Annotated in this window: 12 protein-coding genes and 1 pseudogene; 7 read left to right on the top strand and 6 right to left on the bottom strand. The window is 76.6% G+C overall.

Annotation, left to right across the window (positions count from 1 at the left end; all coding sequences use genetic code 11):
• Window positions 1–96: 96 nt before the first annotated feature.
• Together ACJ6WD_RS05120 and ACJ6WD_RS05115 are read right to left on the bottom strand one after the other, a co-directional pair.
• On the bottom strand, window positions 97–1,887 hold the full coding sequence (locus ACJ6WD_RS05120; protein WP_407615196.1) for a peptidoglycan DD-metalloendopeptidase family protein: 1,791 nt from the start codon (window positions 1,885–1,887) through the stop codon (window positions 97–99).
• A gap of 270 nt (window positions 1,888–2,157) precedes the next feature.
• Window positions 2,158–2,973: an esterase/lipase family protein gene (locus tag ACJ6WD_RS05115; protein ID WP_407615195.1), complete on the bottom strand. Its 816-nt coding sequence runs from the start codon at window positions 2,971–2,973 to the stop codon at window positions 2,158–2,160.
• 374 nt (window positions 2,974–3,347) lie between these two features.
• Here ACJ6WD_RS05115 and ACJ6WD_RS05110 point away from each other — a divergent pair, with 374 nt between their 5' ends.
• A complete protein-coding gene (locus tag ACJ6WD_RS05110) occupies window positions 3,348–3,803 on the top strand; it encodes a cobalamin B12-binding domain-containing protein (protein ID WP_016572056.1) in 456 nt (151 codons plus the stop codon).
• 71 nt (window positions 3,804–3,874) lie between these two features.
• Here the strand turns inward: ACJ6WD_RS05110 and ACJ6WD_RS05105 are convergent, their stop codons facing one another.
• Window positions 3,875–5,548 (bottom strand): DUF5691 domain-containing protein, encoded by a 1,674-nt coding sequence (locus tag ACJ6WD_RS05105; protein ID WP_407615194.1) that lies wholly within the window; start codon window positions 5,546–5,548, stop codon window positions 3,875–3,877.
• A 108-nt stretch (window positions 5,549–5,656) separates the two neighbouring features.
• Complete coding sequence (locus ACJ6WD_RS05100) at window positions 5,657–7,144, bottom strand: SWIM zinc finger family protein (RefSeq protein ID WP_407615193.1); 1,488 nt, start codon at window positions 7,142–7,144, stop codon at window positions 5,657–5,659.
• A 213-nt stretch (window positions 7,145–7,357) separates the two neighbouring features.
• On the opposite strand from ACJ6WD_RS05100, the gene ACJ6WD_RS05095 reads away from it, so the two are divergent.
• From ACJ6WD_RS05095 to ACJ6WD_RS05070, 6 genes are all read left to right on the top strand, one after another.
• Window positions 7,358–8,485 (top strand): AAA family ATPase, encoded by a 1,128-nt coding sequence (locus tag ACJ6WD_RS05095; RefSeq protein WP_407615192.1) that lies wholly within the window; start codon window positions 7,358–7,360, stop codon window positions 8,483–8,485.
• Window positions 8,482–11,181, top strand: a complete 2,700-nt coding sequence (locus ACJ6WD_RS05090; protein WP_407615191.1) for a DUF5682 family protein — start codon at window positions 8,482–8,484, stop codon at window positions 11,179–11,181. Before ACJ6WD_RS05095 ends, ACJ6WD_RS05090 begins: the two co-directional genes overlap by 4 nt.
• Window positions 11,178–12,380 carry a VWA domain-containing protein gene (locus ACJ6WD_RS05085; protein ID WP_233660800.1) on the top strand — a complete coding sequence of 401 codons (1,203 nt, stop codon included), beginning with the start codon at window positions 11,178–11,180 and terminating at the stop codon, window positions 12,378–12,380. Before ACJ6WD_RS05090 ends, ACJ6WD_RS05085 begins: the two co-directional genes overlap by 4 nt.
• 134 nt (window positions 12,381–12,514) lie before the next feature.
• On the top strand, window positions 12,515–13,390 hold the full coding sequence (locus tag ACJ6WD_RS05080) for a hypothetical protein (protein WP_376445494.1): 876 nt from the start codon (window positions 12,515–12,517) through the stop codon (window positions 13,388–13,390).
• A 59-nt stretch (window positions 13,391–13,449) separates the two neighbouring features.
• Window positions 13,450–14,628 carry a hypothetical protein gene (locus ACJ6WD_RS05075; RefSeq protein WP_331247784.1) on the top strand — a complete coding sequence of 393 codons (1,179 nt, stop codon included), beginning with the start codon at window positions 13,450–13,452 and terminating at the stop codon, window positions 14,626–14,628.
• Window positions 14,629–14,997: 369 nt separating this feature from the next.
• The gene (locus ACJ6WD_RS05070) at window positions 14,998–15,663 is read left to right on the top strand and encodes a hypothetical protein (protein ID WP_331247783.1); all 666 of its coding nucleotides are present in this window, start codon (window positions 14,998–15,000) and stop codon (window positions 15,661–15,663) included.
• A gap of 73 nt (window positions 15,664–15,736) precedes the next feature.
• Here the strand turns inward: ACJ6WD_RS05070 and ACJ6WD_RS05065 are convergent.
• Together ACJ6WD_RS05065 and ACJ6WD_RS05060 are read right to left on the bottom strand one after the other, a co-directional pair.
• Window positions 15,737–16,778: pseudogene (locus ACJ6WD_RS05065) on the bottom strand (peptidoglycan-binding protein).
• A complete protein-coding gene (locus ACJ6WD_RS05060) occupies window positions 16,778–18,406 on the bottom strand; it encodes a DUF6519 domain-containing protein (protein WP_407615190.1) in 1,629 nt (542 codons plus the stop codon). The pseudogene ACJ6WD_RS05065 and the gene ACJ6WD_RS05060 overlap by 1 nt, the downstream one beginning before the upstream one ends.
• Between the last annotated feature and the right edge of the window lie 47 nt (window positions 18,407–18,453).

Below are 18,453 nucleotides of genomic sequence, written 5' to 3'. Positions count from 1 at the left end.
TCTGGAGCGACGACGAAAAGACGGCAAAAGGACGACGAAAGGGGCCCGCCGCGGTGTGCGGTGGGCCCCCTTTCCGGTGCGCGTGGGGCGCGGGGTTCAGTTCGGGTTGAGGCCGTGGGCGCGCAGCCACGGCAGCGGGTCGATCGCCGCACCGCCGCCGGGCCGCACCTCGAAGTGCAGGTGCGGGCCGGTGGAGTTGCCGGAGTTGCCGGAGTAGGCGATGGTGTCGCCCGCCTTGACCGAACCGGAGCGGATCTTGGTGCTGCTCAGGTGGCAGTACCAGGTCTCGGTGCCGTCGGGCGAGGTGAGGATCGCCATGTTGCCGTAGGCGGAGTTCCACTGGGTGCGGATGGTGCCGTCGGTGGCGGCCACGACCGTGGTGCCGTAGCTGACCGGGAAGTCGATGCCGGTGTGCACCGACATCCAGTTGACCCCGGCCTGGCCGAAGAGCGCGCTCAGGCCGTGCTGGGTGACCGGCAGGACGAACTTGGGGCGCAGCGCCTCCTTGCGGGCGGCCTCTTCCTCCTTGCGCTTGCGCTCGTCGGCCTGCCGCTGCTTCAGATCCAGCCGTTCCTGGGTGCGGCTGGCCCGTTCGCGGAAGTCCTGGGCGCTGGCGCTGAGTCCGGCGAGTTGGCTGTCCAGCTTCTTGTTGGCGGCCGTCGTCCGCTTCACGGCACCGGCGTCCGGCGCGGCCTGGGTCGTCTTGCCGTCCTGGTCGTCCCCGCCGAACTGGCTTACCGAGGCCGCGGCCGCCGCGCAGACGCCCATCGCGGCGACCGAGGGCACCGCGACGGTCAGCAGCGCCGAGCGCTTGGCCTGGCGGCGCCGGCCGCGGTTGCCGCCGCGGACCGCCTTGCCGGCCGGGGGACCGCTCACCCGCCGGCCGGTGGGGGCGTCGTCGTCCGGGACGACGGTGACGGGCATCGCCTGGGTCATCGCGTCGGCGATCGCCGCCGAACCGCTCGCCGCGGCACGGGTGTCGGGCGCGCTGTCGGGGTCGTCGGCGCCGTCGGTCTCCGGGGTGTGCGCGACGAGGGGGGCGTCCCACAGGAGGGTGTCCTCCGCGGGCGGGCCCGCCTGGGCCGGGATGCCGGGTGCCGGGTCGGGCGTCCGGTCGGGGTAGTCGGCGTAGTCCGTGGTGGACCAGACCGCGGTGGCCTCGTGGCCGACGGACTCCTGGACGGCGGTGGCGGCGGCCGCGAAGGCGGCGGAGTCGTAGCCCGCGGCCCCGTAGCCGGTGTCGTACCCCGCGGTGCCGTACCCCGCGGTGTCGTGCCCGGTCGTGGCGTAACTGCCGGTGGTGTAACCACCGGTGAGGCCGTCGCCCGTGCCGTACGCGGCGCCGGGGTCGTGGCCTCCGCCGTACGCGTCGCCGCCGTAGCCGTCGGTGGCGAAGCCCCCGGTGGGGTAAGCGGCGGTGGCGTAGGAGCCGGTGTCGTAGGTGTCGCCCGCGTACGCGGCGGGGGCGTGGGTGCCGGTGTCGTAAGCGCCGGGGTCGTACGCGGTGCCGCTGTGGTGGGCCGCGGCGTCGTAGCCCCCGCCGGGCCCGTAGGCCGCGCTGTCGTAGCCGCTGGCGTACCCGGAGTTGTCGTACCCGGTGGCGCCGGTGTCGTAGCCGGGGGCGTCGTACCCGGTGTGGGCGTACGGGTCGTAGCCGGTGCTGCCGTAGCCCGCGTCGTACCCGGCGTTGTCATACCCGGTGGTGGGGTAACTGCCGCTCGCGTAGGCGTCGGTGGGGTGGCCGCCGGGGGCGTGGGCGCCGTGCCCGTAGCCGCCGGGGTGCGCGCCGAAGAGGGGGTCGTCGTCGCCGTATGCCGAGGGTGCGTAGGAGGCATCGGAAGCGGGGGCGGTCGGAAGCTGAGCCCCCGACGGGTGACGGTCGTCCACCAACTTCTCTTTCGCCTCGGCTGCAGGAGAATTAGCGGCGACTGTACCCGGCGGTACGCGACGGCGACAATCTTCCCGAGGTTTCGGGCTCGGCGGGGCCGGGCAATTGGCCCGCTTTCGGCAACGGCCATGCGCGTTCTTGGCGCCCCGTTCGAGGGTCGTTCGACGAGGCGGCCGGCGCGCGGCGCCCAGGGGACGCACGGGCGTCGGGAACGTTGCCGTCCGGGGGACCGGTCGCGACCCGGCCCGGGCCCGGGCGCACCTCGCCGCTCAGGCCACCGACACCGCGCCCCCGGTGGCCTCGTCCGCCGCCGTGCTGGCCAGCGCCGCCCGGATGCCGGCCGCGACGGTGGCGTCGACCGGCAGCGCGAGGTGGCCGACGCCGATGACGCGGACGTTCTCCGCCCACAGGTCCGGGTGCTCGATCCGGGCGGTGGCGGCCGGCACCATCACCTGGTCCTGCTGGCTCCAGAAGGCCACGAAGCGCGTCCGACACCGCGGTGCCGGCAACGCCAACTCGGCGACCACCGCGGAGTCCGGGCGCATCTGCCGGACGATCGGATGCGCCGACATGAGCGGCGCGACGCGGGTGCCGGCGTGCGGGGTGCCGAGCGTGACCAGTGTCCGGACGCGGGCGTCGCCGCCGCACCGCTGTACGTAGTAGCGGGCGACCAGGCCGCCGAGGCTGTGGCCGACGACGTCCACCCGACGGTGTCCGGTCCGGGCGCAGAACTCCTCCACGTGGCGGCCCAGCAGCTCGGCGGCCCGCCGCAGATCGGAGGTCAGCGGGGAGTAGTTGAGCGCTTCGACGTGGCGCCAGCCGTGCCGGTGCAGGGAGCGGCGCAGGGGGGCGAAGACCGAGCGGTTGTCGACGAACCCGTGCAGCAGGAGTACCGGCGGGTGCGCGCGGCCCTCGGTGGGCAGGCGGGCCGCAGAACCGTCGGCACCGGTCCCGGCCGGCGCCGGCAGCGGCCGTTCCTGGGCCATCCCGGTGGGATAGCGGAGGAGGTGGGTGACGAGTACGCCCAGCTCCACGAGCGTGCTGCGCAGGAGAAGGGGTGCGGAGAGAACAGGCAGGGCCCCCATGGCCGACCTCCCGAACGGCATGCGGAAGGCGGCGACGACCCCCGAATGCCCTTGTGGGGAAGCCGTGCACGGCGGCGGCGCTGCGGCGGCTCGCGCGCCGGCCCGGCTGCGGCTCCCCGGGCGCCCGGCCCGCGCGCCTCGCCGGCCGTCCCTGGCGGCGGTGCGGCACGCGGGACGCGGCGCGTGGCGAATGTGTCCCAGGTGCAGATGTCCCGTGTGTGATTTCCCCCTCGCCGGATGTCACGAAACGGTTGGGTACGGGATGCTGTAGATAACGTTCGTTCACGCTCGTGGCCGCCGGATCGCGGTGGCGCGACCGGATGTCGGCTCGGCGGCCCCGCCCTGGCGGTGCCGCGCATGGCTTGGAGGCAGTGATGAGTGTGGCGCGGCAAGACGGGGTGCAGGCGGAGGGGCAGGGCGCGGGCCGGTCGGGGCCGATCCGGGTCGTCGTCGCCAAGCCGGGGCTGGACGGACACGACCGGGGCGCCAAGGTCATCGCCCGGGCGCTGCGCGACGCCGGCATGGAGGTGATCTACACCGGGCTGCACCAGACGCCGGAGCAGATCGTCGACACCGCCATCCAGGAGGACGCCGACGCGATCGGGCTGTCCATCCTCTCCGGGGCGCACAACACCCTCTTCGCGAAGGTGCTCGCCCTGCTGGAGGAACGGGACGCGGCGGACATCAAGGTCTTCGGCGGCGGCATCATCCCGGAGGCCGACATCGCTCCGCTGAAGGAGCAGGGCGTCGCGGAGATCTTCACGCCGGGGGCGACCACCGCCTCGATCGTGGAGTGGGTCAACGCGAACGTCCGCCCGCTGGCCGTCTGAACCCTCCGGCCACCGGGCGTCGGACGTCCGCGGCGCGCGCCGGCCCGGGGCTGCGGGCCGGCGGCCGTGCGTCATGACGGCGCTCCGGGCCGCAGCTCGGCGTGCAGGGTGGCGCGCAGGCGGAGCGTGCCGACCAGGCGCAGGAACGCCTCGGACCAGTAGCCGCTGGAGCCCGGGGAGGCGCCCTCGGGCTCGTCGGTGACGGCTGTCAGCATGTCCAGCCGGCCGGCTTCCGCCGGGTCCAGGCAGCGCTCGGCCAGGCCCATCACGCCGCTGAAGCTCCACGGGTAGCTGCCGGCGTCGCGGGCGATGTCCAGCGCGTCGACCACCGCCCGGCCCAGCGGCGCGGACCAGGGGACCGCGCAGACGCCCAGCATCCGGAACGCGTCCGAGAGGCCGTGGACGGCGATGAACTCGGCCACCCACAGGGCCCGTTCGTCGTGCGGGAGCACGGTCAGCAGCTTCGTCAGGTCCCGGGCGGAGCCGGCCGGTGCCATCTCCGGCGCGGCCAGGACCGGGTCGCCGGGCGCGCCCAGCAGTGCCCGTGCCCACTGCGGGTGCCGCTGGCGGACCGCGGCCCGGCACCAGGCGTCGTGCAGCTCCGTCCGCCAGTCGCCGGCCACCGGGAGCGCGACGATCTCCGCCGGGGTGCGGCCGTCGAACCGTCCGGTCCAGCGGTCCAGCGGCGTGGCCTCCACCAACTGGCCCAGCCACCACGCCCGTTCCCCACGTCCCGAGGGGGGCTTGGCGGCGACGCCGTCCCGCTGCATCCCGGCGTCGCAGGCGCGCGGCGGGTCGACGGCCAGCATTTCGTGGTGTCCGGCGCCCTCGGCGGCCGGGGCCAGCCGGACGCAGACCAGGCTGCGCTCGGCCATCCGTGCCGCGAGCGCGGAGCCGGGCAGGGCGGAGAGGAGCTCCGCGGCGGTGCTGCGGACGGTGCGGCTGCGGTCGGACAGGGCCCCTTCCAGGAACGTCTCGTCGGTCGGTGCGAGGGCCTCGCCGAGGGAGTCCACGAACATCAGGCGGTCCTCGGCGCGTTCGGTCGCCCAGGTGGTCGTCAGCAGCTCCAGTCCGGCCTGCGGATCGCGGCGGCGCACCGCGGTCAACAGCGCCACCCGCTCCGCGAACAGGCCCTCCTCCCACCGTCGGCGGACCGCCTCGGGAGCATCGTCGCCCGGAAGGGCCAGCGGGCCGCCGACGCCCCGGAGCGCGAACCGCCAGGAGTCGTTCAGCCGCGCCAACCACAGGCCGCGGGGGCCCGCCAGGGCGAGCGCGGCGGGCCGCAGGTCCGTGCGCGACCGGGCGGCGTCCAGGAGCGCGGGGAGCAACGCCGCCGGGGCGCGGTAGCCCTGCTCGCCGGCGGCCGCCAACCACTGGGGCAACAGCTCGGTGAGGTCGGGGTCGGTGCCGCGCCGGCCGGTGGAGCCGGGGCCGCGGTCGGCCAGCAGGAGCGCGAGCCGGCGCCGGGCGGCCGGCGGCAGCGGGGGGCGGGGATCGGCGGGGGCCGGGGCGGGGCGCTCGCCGGCCGGGGCGGGGCGCAGCGCGGCGCGCCGCCGCACGGTGCTCACCGCCGCCGCGTCCAGCAGCGCCGCGGCGGGGCTCTGCCCGGCCCGGACGGCCACCGGCGGGGTGCGCCGCCCGGTCCCGAGGAGCGCGGCGCCGACCAGGTCGGGCCAGGGCGCGGGGGCGGCGGCCGGGTCGACGGGGGTGGCGGAGGTGGTCTGGGGGGTGGGGGTGCTCGGCATGCCCTGCCTCCGGTGGTGGGTGGTGCACGGACGACGGGCCGCGCGCGGGGCGGGACCGGGGGTGGACGAGGGGCGCGGGGCGTCAGGGGGGTGCGTCATGGGGGGGCTTCATGGGGACAGGGACACCGGGGCGGGGTCCCAGAGGGTCAGGGGCAGGAAGCCGCGGTGGCCGCATTCGCCGAAGACCGTGAGCGGCGCGCCGCCCGAGACGGCCGCCAGCTGCCACTGCGCCGTGCGCCCCAGGCAGCGCGGGTCCAGCGGGAGGGCGGACTCGCCGTCCGCATCGGCCAGTTGCCAGTCGCCGCGGGACCGGCCCGGTATCGGGGTGACGTCGGCGAGGACCACCGGCCAGGCGTCCAGCCAGGGGTCGTCGCGCAGCGCGCGGCCGTACGCGGCCAGGGCGGCGTCGATCCCGCAGCCGGACGGGACCGGGCCCGGGACCGCGGGGGAGTGCCGCTCCCCGAGGGCGACCCGCAGCGGCCGGGCTCCCGGGTAGTAGGCCAGGTCGGCGTCGAGCAGGTGGCCCGGCGGCAGGGCCACGTCCAAGGGGCGGTGGGAGCCGCCGAAGGAGAGGTGCAGCGCCATCCGGCCGGTCCGCTCGCCCCGGAGGAAGATCCGGCGGGAGGTCAACGGGCCTTCGGTGCCGTCGTGTTGGGAAAGGACCAGCCAGCGGTCCCGGAGCGTCACGGTGTCCGAGCCGGAGAGGACGTCCGCGGCCTCCGTGGTCACCCCGACGCGGGTGCGGACCGTCGCGGCGAGTGGCGCCGGCAGGCCCTCGACGCCCAGGAAGCCCTGACCGAGGAGGTGCAGCAGGGCGCACTCCTCCAGCAGCCGGGAGGGCCAGTCCGCACCGGTCGACGGAAGTGCGCCCAACTCGCGTACCCGGGCCGCGAGTCCGGGTGCTTGGGCGTCGACCATGCGGGCGGCCGTCTCGTCCCAGGAGTGCCGGTCGCCGGTCGCGGGCCGGCCCGGGCCGGCGGGGGAGGAGGGGGAGAAGGGGGCGTCGGAGGGGCCCGCCGTGGTGAGGCCGGCGTGCAGCAGGTCCTGCAACCGCTGCTCCAACTCCGCGGCGCCGGCCCCGATCCGCTGCGAGCGGCGCTCCGCGCGCCGCCGGGCCGCCGCCGGATCGGCCGGTGCGCGGGAGGGCGCACCGGTCGCCGGTCCACCGGCCCCCGCCTCCTCCGTCCGGCCGCCGCCGGGCCGCTCCCGACGCTCCGCCAGCCACTCGGCCGCCCACGACGGCGGCGGGCCCGCCGGCTGATCCCCGTGCGCGGCCCCCTCGGTGACGGGGGCGGCGGGAGCGGCGGGGGCGGCCCACCGCAGCAGCAGCCCGAGCGCGTGCTTGCAGGGGGACTTCCGGCTCGGGCAACTGCACTCGAACGCCGGGCCGTTGAGGTCGACGACGGTCTGGTACTGCTGTGCTTCGTGCGCGGTGGCGCCGCTGGCCCCGCACGCCCCCCACACGGCGCCCCCGGCCGCGCCGACGGCCGACCAGCGGCCGGTGCGGGCGAGCCGTGCGGCCGCCGCGTGCGACGCCGCGTCGGGCGCCAGGGCGCGCACCCGGTCCGTCGTCCAGCGTTCCCCTCGCGGATTCATCCGACCCCCCTGCGGATCCCCGTCGAACCCCTGCGGATTCGTCGCCTTCGACGCTACGGCGCACCACTGACAATCGCCCCGAACCTCGGCAACTCCGCAGGTGAGAGGCGGTTTTCGGGGCATTGTCAGTGGTCTGGTGCAGGCTGGGAACCGCAAGCGGCCGGCGGGTTTTCCGCGGGGTGCCGGCCGCGCATCGTGCGACGAGGGGGAAGCATGTCCGAGAACGCCATCACGACGGCGGGCGAGGCCCGCGGCGCGGCCGGGGAAGCACTGCGGCCGCACGTCGAAGTCGCCTTCGCACAGGAGCTGTCGGCGCTCGCCGCGGCCGACGACCGGCCCCGTCCCGAGCGCTGGCGGCTCTCCCCGTGGGCGGTCGCCACGTACCTGCTCGGCGGCACGCTCGGCGACGGCACGGACATCACGCCGAAGTACGTCGGCCCACGGCGCATCGTCGAGGTCGCCGTGACGACCCTCGCCACCGATCGCGCGCTGCTGCTGCTCGGCGTGCCCGGCACCGCCAAGACCTGGGTGTCGGAGCATCTCGCGGCGGCGGTCAGCGGCGACTCCACCCTGCTGGTGCAGGGCACGGCCGGCACGCCGGAGGAAGCACTCCGCTACGGCTGGAACTACGCCCAGCTGCTCGCCAACGGGCCCAGTCGGGACGCCTTGGTGCCCAGCCCCGTGATGCGGGCCATGGCGCAGGGCATGACCGCGCGGATCGAGGAACTGACCCGGATGCCGGCCGACGTCCAGGACGCCCTCATCACCATCCTGTCCGAGAAGACCCTGCCCGTACCGGAGCTGGGGCAGGAGGTGCAGGCCGTCCGCGGCTTCAACCTGATCGCCACCGCCAACGACCGCGACCGCGGGGTGAACGACCTCTCCAGCGCCCTGCGCCGCCGCTTCAACACCGTCGTCCTGCCGCTGCCCGCCACTCCCGAGGACGAGGTGGACATCGTCGCGCGGCGCGTCGCGCAGATCGGCCGACCGCTGCAACTCCCGCCCGTGCCCGAGGGGACGGACGAGATCCGTCGGGTGGTGACGGTCTTCCGTGAGCTGCGTGCCGGTGTCACCGCCGACGGCCGCACCAAGCTGAAGTCACCGACCGGGACGCTCTCGACGGCCGAGGCCATCTCGGTGGTGACCAACGGCCTCGCCCTGGCAACCCACTTCGGCGACGGTGTGCTGCGCGCCGGTGACCTGGCCGCCGGCGTCCTCGGCGCGGTGATCCGCGATCCGGCGACCGACCGCGTGGTGTGGCAGGAGTACCTGGAGACCGTGGTGCGCGAGCGCGAGGGCTGGCAGGACTTCTACCGCGCCTGCCGGGAGGTGGGCGCATGACCGGCGGGAGCGGGAGCGGGGGCGGGCCGGTGCTGCTGGGGGTGCGGCACCACGGCCCGGGGTCGGCGCGGGCGGTGCGGGCCGCGCTGGAGCAGTGCGCGCCCCGCGCGGTGCTGATCGAGGGGCCGCCCGAGGCCGACGACCTGGTGGCGCTGGCCGCCCACCCGGAGATGCGGCCCCCGGTCGCCCTGCTCGCCCACGCGGTGGACGACCCCGGGCGCGCGGCGTTCTGGCCGCTGGCCGCCTTCTCCCCGGAGTGGGTGGCGTTGCGTTGGGCGCTCACGCGCGGTGTTCCGGTGCGCTTCGTCGACCTGCCGGCGGCGCACGCCCTGGCCCTGCCGGACGAGGAGCCGGACGAGGAGCCGGACGAGGAGTCGGGTGAGGACCCGGACGAGGACCCGGGCGCGGGGGCGGGCGGGTCGGACGGGGAGCCGGCGGGGGCGGCCGCGGCGGACGCCGTGCGGCTGGACCCGCTCCGGGCGCTCGCCGAGGCCGCCGGCCACGACGACCCCGAACGGTGGTGGGAGGACGTCGTCGAGCACCGTCGGGCGGCCCACGGCGGGACGGACGCGCTGGCCCCGTTCGCGGCGCTCGCGGAGGCCATGGCGGAGCTGCGCACCGCGTACGGCGCCGGCGGCCACCCCCGCGACCTGCTGCGGGAGGCCCATATGCGACTCCGACTGCGGGCGGCGCGAAAGGAGTTCGGGGACCCGGTCGCCGTCGTCTGCGGGGCCTGGCACGTCCCCGCGCTGGACCTCCCGCGCACCCGCTCCCGTACGGGCACGCACCCCACCGCGGCCGCCGACCGACGGCTCCTCACGGGCCTTCCGAAGGTGAAGACCGCGCTGACCTGGGTGCCGTGGACCCACCGGCGGCTGGCCCGGCACAGCGGCTACGGCGCCGGCATCGCCTCGCCCGGTTGGTACGGCCACCTCTTCGAGGCCCCCGACCGCCCCGTCGAGCGCTGGCTGACCAAGGCCGCCCGGCTGCTCCGCGAGGCGGACTACCCGGTCTCGTCCGCGCACGTCATCGAGGCGGTGCGGCTCGCCGAAGGGCTCGCCGCGGTCCGCGGTCGCCCGCTGGCCGGCCTCGCCGAACTCGACGACGCGGTGCGGGCCGTGATGGCCGAAGGCTCCGACGTGCCGGCCGCCCTGATCCGCGACCGGTTGGTGGTCGGCGAGGTGCTGGGCCGGGTGCCCGAGGACGCCCCGGCCGTCCCGCTCCAACGCGACCTCGCCCGCTGCCAGCGGGCGTTGCGGCTCAAGCCCGAGCCGGCGGAGCGGGACGTGGAGCTGGACCTGCGCAAGGAGACCGACGCCGGTCGCAGCCGGCTGCTGCACCGGCTGCGGCTGCTCGGCGTCCCCTGGGGCGAGCCCGTCCGCTCCCGGGGCGGCACCGGCACCTTCCGGGAGACCTGGCGGCTGCGGTGGGAACCCGAGCTGTCGGTGCGGGTCGCGGAGGCCGGCGTCTGGGGCACCACGGTGCTCGCCGCGGCCACCGCCAAGGCCCGCGCGGACGCCGCGGAGGCCACCGTGCTCGCCGAGGTCACCGCGCTCGCCGAGCGCTGCCTGCTCGCCGCGCTGCCCGAGGCCCTCCCGGTGGTGCTGCGGGCGCTCGCGGACCGCGCCGCCCTTGACGCGGACGTCGGCCACCTTGCCCGGGCCCTGCCCGCCCTCGTCCGGTCGGTGCGCTACGGGGACGTCCGCGGCACCGACGCCGGGGCGCTGCACGACGTGGCGCTGGGCCTGGCCGGGCGGATCTTCGTCGGGTTGCCGCCGGCCTGCACGGGCCTGGGCGCGGACGGCGCGGCCGAGATGCGCGGCCACCTCGACGCCACCCACCGGGCCGTCGGCCTCCTCGGGCAAATACCGGCCGGAACCGGCACGCCGGCCGGAACCGGCACGCCGGCCGGAACCGGCACGCCGGCCGGAACCGGCACGCCGGCCGGTGGGGCCGCTAGGGCCGGTGGGCCTGATGGGTCCGGTGGGGCCGCGACGGTGTCCCTGCGGGTGCGCTGGTCGGCGGTCCTGCGGACCCTCACCGAACGGGACGCCGTCCCCGGGGTGCTCCGCGGCCGGGCCGCCCGGCTGCTGCTGGACGACGGGCGGCTGCCCGACGACGGGGCGGAGCGGCTGATGGCGCTCGCCCTCTCGCCCGGTACCCCGCCCGCCGACGCCGCCGGCTGGATCGAGGGCTTCGTCGGCGGCCGGGACGGCGGCCTGCTGCTGCTCCACGACGCACGGCTGTGGGCGCTGGTGGACGGCTGGTTGACGCGGGTGCCGGACGCCGCGTTCACCGACGTCCTGCCGCTGCTGCGGCGCACCTTCGCCGGATACGACACCGGGGTCCGCCGCACCCTCGGCGAACTCGTCCGCCGCGGCCCCGCCGACGGCCCGGGCCGTGCGTCCTTCGGCGCGGGCGACGCGGCGGCGCCCGGCTTCGGCCCCGGCCTGGACCGCGACCGCGCCGCCGCCGTCCTGCCCACCCTCCGGCTCCTGCTCGGCGCACCCCGGCACGGCACCGCGGACGACGGGGACGGCCCCGCGGACGACGGGGACGGCGCCGGCGACGGGGGCGCGGACGGCGCCGGTGAAGGCGCCGGTCGGGGTGAGCGGGGTGAGCGGGGTGCGGGGCGCGCGGGCGGGGCCGGAGCGGCCTGGCGGCGGGCCAACGAGCTGACGGGGGCGGGCAGATGACGACGGTGAACGATCCGGCCGCGGAGCGGTTGCGTCGCTGGCGGCTGGTCCTGGGCGGCGGTGACGCGGACGGCACCGGCCACGCGCTGCACGGCCAGGACGCCGCGATGGACGGGGCGTTGGAGTCGCTCTACGGACAGCGGCAGCACCCGCGGCAGCACCAGCGATCCGGCCACGGGGGGCGCGACGGCGGCGGCCCGCGGGCGGCCGGGCTCGGCGCCTCGGCACCTCAGGTGGCCCGCTGGTTGGGCGATGTCCGGCGGTACTTCCCGTCCTCCGTGGTGCAGGTGATGCAGCGCGACGCCATCGACCGACTGGGCCTGTCGGCGCTGCTGCTGGAGCCCGAGATGCTGGCGGCCGTCGAGCCCGACGTCCACCTGGTCGGCACGCTGCTGTCGTTGAACAAGGTGCTGCCCGAGACGACCAAGGAGACCGCCCGCCGGGTCGTCCGCGCGGTCGTCGAGGAGTTGGAGGAGCGGCTGGCCACCCGCACCCGGGCCGCGTTGACCGGCGCGCTGGACCGCGCCGCCCGCACCAGCCGCCCGCGGCACCGCGCCATCGACTGGAACCGCACCCTCCGCGCCAACCTCCAGCACTACCTCCCGGAGCACGGCACCGTCGTCCCCGAGCGGCTGATCGGGTACGGCCGGGCGGCGCGGGCGGCCACGAAGGACGTGGTGCTCTGCGTCGACCAGTCCGGTTCGATGGCCGCGTCCGTGGTGTACGCCTCGGTGTTCGGGGCGGTGCTCGCCTCGATGCGGGCCCTCGACACCCGGCTGGTCGTCTTCGACACCGCCGTGGTGGACCTGACGGACCACCTGGACGACCCGGTGGAGCTGCTGTTCGGCACCCAGCTCGGCGGCGGCACGGACATCAACCGCGCCCTGGCCTACTGCCAGTCGCGGATCCGGCGGCCCGCCGACACCGTGGTCGTCCTCATCAGCGACCTCTACGAGGGCGGCATCCGCGACGAGATGCTCCGGCGGGTCGCCGCGATGAAGGCGTCCGGCGTGCAGTTCGTGACCCTCCTCGCGCTCTCCGACGAGGGGGCGCCCGCCTACGACCGGGCGCACGCGGCGGCCCTGGCGGCCCTGGGCGCCCCCGCGTTCGCCTGCACGCCCGAGCTGTTCCCGGAGGTGATGGCCGCCGCACTGGAGAAAAGACCGCTGCCCATACCGGACATGGCGGAGCAACGGTGACAGGAATCCCGGGGGGACTTGCGTGCCACCTGGCGTGTCGTGCAAGGATCAGGGCATCGCTCGATCACCCGTGACGGGTGCGACACCGAGGCGCTGCGCCCGGCTGTCCCCGTCCGTTTGGGAAGGTCCCCTCCTTGTCTGCTGTGTTCGTCACGCCTGCCGCCGTGCGCCTGCCGCGCACGGTGGCCGTGCGGCGCGCACTGCTGGCGGGGCTCTTCCTGATCGGGTTCGTCCTCCTCGGCGTCGCCTACGGTTCCGGCGCACACGCCGCCGACCGCACGCCCGCCGACGGCTCTTTGGCCGCGGCGGCCCTGTCCGGGGCCCCGGCCCCGGACCACGTCACCGCCTCCCGGCGCACCGGCCGACTGCCCGATTCCGGGCCGGCGTTGGCGCACCAGGGCACGGCGGACGGCACCGCGCTCGCCCGCCGTACGGACACCGCGACGGCCGCGGTCGAGGGCGCGGTGCGCCCCGCCGAGCAGGCCGCCGCACCGGTCGCCGACCGGCTCGACGGCCCGGTGACGGGCGCGGTCGAGGGGATCGGCGGGATCGGGGAGCGGGTCGGCGGTGCGCTGCCCGTCCACCTGCCCGTCGGCACTGGTCCGGGACGGTCCGGCGACGGCGGTGGCCCCGCGCACGGCGGGGCGCCCGGTGGCGCCGCGACCGGTCAGGGTGCCGCGCACGCCGGCCACGGCCCGTCCGCGCCGCACCTGTTCCGCCCGGCGCACTGCGCCTACGCGGCGCCCCACCCGGCCGCCGACCGGTCCCGTTCCGCCGCCCCTGAGCAGCGGGACGCCGGCCACCACGGCCTGCCGGGCCAGGGCCAGCAGGGCCCGGCCGCACCGCCCGCACACAGCGCGGGTGACGGCCACGGTCCTCGTGGTGGGGACCAGCACGCCGCCGTTCCGGCGGACTCCCCGCGCTTCCGGCTGCTGCCGGGTGGCGTCCGTACGGCCGACGGCGCCCCGACGCGCCGACGGGCCGAAGACATCCTCGAATTCCCCGGCTAGGGCAGACCCGCTCCGCGTCTGAAAAGACCTGCCGCGCGGGGGCGGCACAGGTCTGCCCGTTGAACCCCCTGAATTCGAAGGACATCACCACCATGCGCTCCAACATCCGCCGTTCCATCGCCGTCGCCGCCACCGCCACCGGCCTGTGGGCCCTGGGCACCGTCGCCGCCAACGCCGCCGAACTGCCCGCCACCGGAGACCTGCCGGCCGTCGGTTCGGTCACCGGTGCCGCGGGGCAGCTGCCCACCGGCGCCGTCACCGGCACCGTCCAGAAGGCCGCCGGCACCGCCACCAAGACCGTGCGCGGCGCGGCCGACAAGGCGACCGGGGTCCTCGGCGGCGGCGTGTCCGCCAACGAGCTGCCCACCGGTCGGCTGCCGCAGACCGGCGGCGTGGTGGACGGCGTCCGTCGGCTCGTCGGCGGTGGGCTGCCCGCGCTGAACACCGGTGGCGTCCAGAAGGCCGTCGACGTCCAGCGGGTCGCCAAGGTCGCCGACGCCGGCAAGCAGCTCGGCAAGGTCACCGACGGCGTCAAGGCCGCCGACCTGGGCAAGGCCGGTTCGCTGGTGAACGGCAAGCTGCCGGCCGTTCCGGGCGTGCCCGCCGCCGAGCTGCCGGGCGGCCTGCCCAAGGGCCTGCCCGGCGTGCCGGCGCTGCCCACGACCCCTGCCCTGCCCAAGGCCCCCGCGCTGCCCAAGGCGCCGGGCTCGGCCGACAACCTGCTGGCCGGTCTCGCGGGCGCCGGGCTGCGTCCCGAGCAGCTGACCAAGCAGGCCCAGGGCGCCCTGGCCACCGCGCGTCCGGTCGTGGACCGCACCTCCGCCGACGTGCTGCCGCCGGTCGCCGGCCGGGCGGTCGCCAAGGTCCTCCCGGTCGCCCAGGGCGCGGTCGGCAACGTCGGTGCGCTCGCCGGTGACGCCGCGGGCCAGGCCACCCCGTTCGCGACCGCCGTCGGCGGCCGCGCGCAGGTCTTCGCGCAGCACGTGCAGGGCGCGGCGGTGCCGTTCGCGCAGGGCGTCGGCGGCGAGGCCACCGTGCTGGCCCAGGGCGTCGGCAGCGACGCCGTGCCGTTCGCCCGGGGCCTGGTGACCGTCGTGGTGACGGACGCCAAGGGCACCGCGACCACCACCGTCGCCGGCGCCAAGGGCCTGACCCCGGCCGTGCCCGCCAACCTGGCCGACCTGACCAACGCCGCCAACGTGCCGGCGCTGCCCGCACTCCCCGTGCAGGGCCTCTGACCGTCCGGCGGACCGCGAGGGGTGCACCGGTGGACCGGCCGCGGCGGCGGTCGGGAAGCCGGGGCCCCGGAGCGCCGGATGAGGCGGACGGGGTGATGGCGACATCACCCCGCCCCGCCGTGTGAAAGACGCCGGGTGGCCCTCTGTGGGGGAGGGCCACTCGGCCTTTTTCATGCCGTGAGCTGGGTATGCGTCCGCGACATGGTGACTCAATCAGGTTTGTCCGCAGGGCAGTTGGGGCCCTCGGGGCGGCTGTTGCGGTTCGCCGCCGCACCGTATTAGTCGTCCGTTAGCGGAACGCCAACTCGCTCTTCGAAGCTGGTTGTCGTCCGGGAGCGAGACGACAGAACCACAGCAACGGGAGTACCGATGAACACCGCCACCGTCACCAACCGACTCCGCGGCCGCGCCGGCCGCCGCGTCGCCGCCGCCCTCGTCGCCGCCGCGGCACTGGGCCTCGGGGCCACGGCCTGCGGGCCGGAGGACGGGTCGACGGGTGCCGCCGGCCCCTCCGCCTCCTCGCCCGCCGCCGACGGCCAGGGCGCCTCGGGCCAGTCCCCGGCCGGCAACTCCGATGCGCAGGGCCAGAACGGCGGCGCGTCCGCGGGGCACTCCACCGGCGGCGGCGCGGGCACCGGCACGCACTCCGCGACCGGCGGTTCCGGCTCGACCGGCGGTTCCGGCTCCACCGGCGCTTCCGAGGGCACCGGGGGCGGCTCCGCCCACGCGGGCAACGAGGAACTGATCGTCGGCAAGATGACGTACGTCGCGCCCGGCAAGCTGATGGTCAAGCCCGAGGGCGGCGGCAAGGGTCAGCAGTTCCTGGTCGCCAACGCCACGAGGATCCTCGGCGCGGCCGCGATCTGCGGCGACGCCTCGGGCCACGTCACGATCGGCAAGGACGGCTACGGCACCAAGAAGTGCTCCGTGGACCAGCTGGAGCAGGCCGCGAAGACCGGCGCCGTGACCGTCCGCGTCTCCATGGACCGCGTGTCCCAGGGCGCCGACACCGTCGAGGAGAAGTACCACCCGTAAGTCACCGCATCCCGGCGCGCGCCCGGTGGGCTTCCTGCCCCCGGGCGCGCCGGCGTTCTCGGCCGCGGGCCGGCTACGCGTCGCCCGCCGCCCGGGTGTTGGGGACGTGGAGGCGGTCCCAGGTCACGCGGCCCGGGACGCCGTCGGCGTCCTTGCCGTGGAAGCCGAGCTTGCGCTGCCAGGAGGCGTAGGACTTGCGGTGGGCCTCGTTCCATTCCGGGGCGGGGCCGTGGCGGTAGTGGTCGCAGCCCTCGGCGACGAGGCGTTGCGCCATCGCCGCGAGCACCGGGCTGCGGGCGCCGGAGCGGAAGAACTGGGCGCCGGGGAAGGGCTCGTAGGGCGGGTGCTGCGGCATGGGCGGGGCGGGTGGGGTCCGGGCGTCGTCGCCACCGGCACCGCCACCGGCACCGCCACCGGCACCGGCACCGGCATCGCCACCGGCACTGTCGCCCGGCGGGCCGGTCCCGTCTCCGGTGCCGTCGGGCCGCCCCTGGGCGTCCGGGGACGCCGGGCCCTCCGGGGGGGCGGGACAGCCGGGCCGCGATGCGGGCGCGCAATGCGTCCATCGTGAAGCCGCGCGGGTCGATCTTCCCCGGCTGCCACTCCAGGTGCCCGATCACCGACCGCTCGCCCCAGCCGTGTGCCCGGCAGATCGCCGCCGAGGCCCGCTCCACCGCCAGCAGCTGCGGCTCGGGCCAGGGGTCTTGGCCGTCGCCGAGGTTGATGCACTCGAAGCCGTAGAAGTGGCGGTTGCCGTCGGTGTCGGCGAGCTCGTCCTTCGGGAGCTCCTCCTCGTCGATGACCGCCTGGAGGACGTTGCGGTCGCCGAGCCCGGCGTGGTTGGCGCGGCCGTTGCCGACCAGGTGCACCTCGCCGGCCTTGTCGATCACGCCGTGGCAGAGCGGCCCCGGCAGGTCCGGGCGCCCGTCGTAGCAGACGTCCACCGAGGCGTCGGTGCCCTCGGTGGCGGTGTGGTGCACGACCACGCCGTGCATCGGGCCCCAGGGGCCCTTGGTGTTGCGGTTGTGCCGGCGCCAGTCGCGGATCTCGTGGACGACCAGCCCCTCCGCGCGCAGCGCCGCCAGCAGCTGGCTTCCGGTCAGGGGGGTCGCCATCAGCCCGCCTCCCCGGCCTCGTCCACCTGCGCCTCGGCCTCCGCGGTGGTCTGCGACCGGGACCGCGCCGGGCCGGCGCCGCCGTCGCTCGTGGTCGACAGCGTCCCGGGAGCGTCCGCGCCGGCGGTGTCCGCGGCGCCCGCCGCGTTCGGGGCCGCGTCGCCCGCCGCCGGGATGTCGGCCGCCAGCGGGCGGAACGCCAACCGCAGGTCGGGAACCGCCTGTTCGCCGTGCACCCAGGCCAGCGGCGCGTAGTGCACGACGACGCCCAACGGGTGCTGGAGCAGCGGACGGCGTGCCGGGTCGGTGGGCCACTCGACGCCGCCGGTGGCGGTGCGGGCCGGGACCAGCCAGAAGTCGCCGGTGCGGTAGGTGCCGCCGGCCTCGAAGTACACCTCGACGCCGTCCTCCAGCGGCAGCCAGCCGCCCTCCTCGACCGGCACCGCGCCGTGCCGCAGCCGCCCCGGGCGGTCGCCGCGCCGCACCGTCTTCCGCCCGCCCTCCTGGTGGTCCCAGCGGCGCAGGAACGGATGGAGCTCGGGCCGCCGGCCCACGCCGGGCGCCGGTTCGTCGGAGAGCCGCACCCGGCGGCCGGGCAGGTCGACCTCCTCCACCCGCAGCAGCGGGGCCGCCTCGCCCCGGCTGGCGTAGCCGGTGTCCACGCACTCGACCAGGTCGCCGACCTGGAGCGACAGCGCGTCGTCGCCGCCCAGGGAGGCCAACTCCGCCCAGGTGCCGTCGAGGTCGTCGATCGCGAAGGTGACCGAGCCGTTCTCCCGGGACCACTTGAACGTGGCGTCCTTCGCGGCGCCGCCGTCGTGCACCTCGACGCGGTACAGCTGGTTCTCGGGGCCGCGGTAGCGGGCGTCGGGGGCGACCAGGCAGGGGTCGTCGTCGGCGTGGTCGGGGCGCTCGCTGCGCGCCGCCAGCCGGCAGGCCGGGGCGGCGGCCTGCTGCGCCCACCGGCCGAACGCGGTGCGGATCTCGTCGGCCGGCGGGTTGTCGCCGTCCAGGCCCAGCGCGGACGCCGGCAGCGGCAGCACCTGCCACACCACCTTCGTGCGGGCCGCGGTGTCCGGCAGCGCGGCGCCCAGCGCCACCTCGCGCAGCGCCGGGTCCTCGGCGGCGGTGACCAGCCGCTCCCACACCTTCAGGTAGACCAGGTAGGGGAACTGGGAGGGCAGCCGGTCGCCGGGGCGTTCCGGGTCGCGGAAGGCGTCCGGCTGGTCCCAGTACGTCCACGTCCCGGCGGCGGGCCCGGCCGGGGCGTCCGCGGCGTCCGGGTCGGCCGGCTCCGCGCCCTCCTTGTGGCCGGCGGCCGGTACCGGTGTGCCGGGTTGCGGGCGGGTGGCGTCGCACCCGATCCCGTCGACGTAGTAGCGGCCGCCGCCGATGACCAGGTCGTCCAACTCGTGCGGACCGCCGCGCAGTTCGATCTTGAATCCGGTGGCGCCGTGCGGTCCGCCGTGCGGCCCGATCAGGTCGGCGGCCAGGGTGCGGGCCTGGAACAGCTGGATCGCGGCCTGCTCGTTGGCGTCGGCGTCCAGCTGGACCCGGCCCTGCTGCGCCACCACGGCGGAGTAGTGGCGCTCCGGCCGGTAGGTGATGCGGGAGAGGTCAGCGTGCATGGAAGGGGTCCCCCTCGTACGGAAGCTCGGGCGGTCGGTGGTGGGCG

Origin of the sequence: Streptomyces sp. VTCC 41912 (assembly GCF_045799175.1) — a bacterium.
GTDB classification, from domain to species: Bacteria; Actinomycetota; Actinomycetes; order Streptomycetales; family Streptomycetaceae; genus Streptomyces; species Streptomyces albulus_C.
Note: the sequence above shows the minus strand (reverse complement) of the source record. Positions and strands in the feature narration are given on the sequence as shown.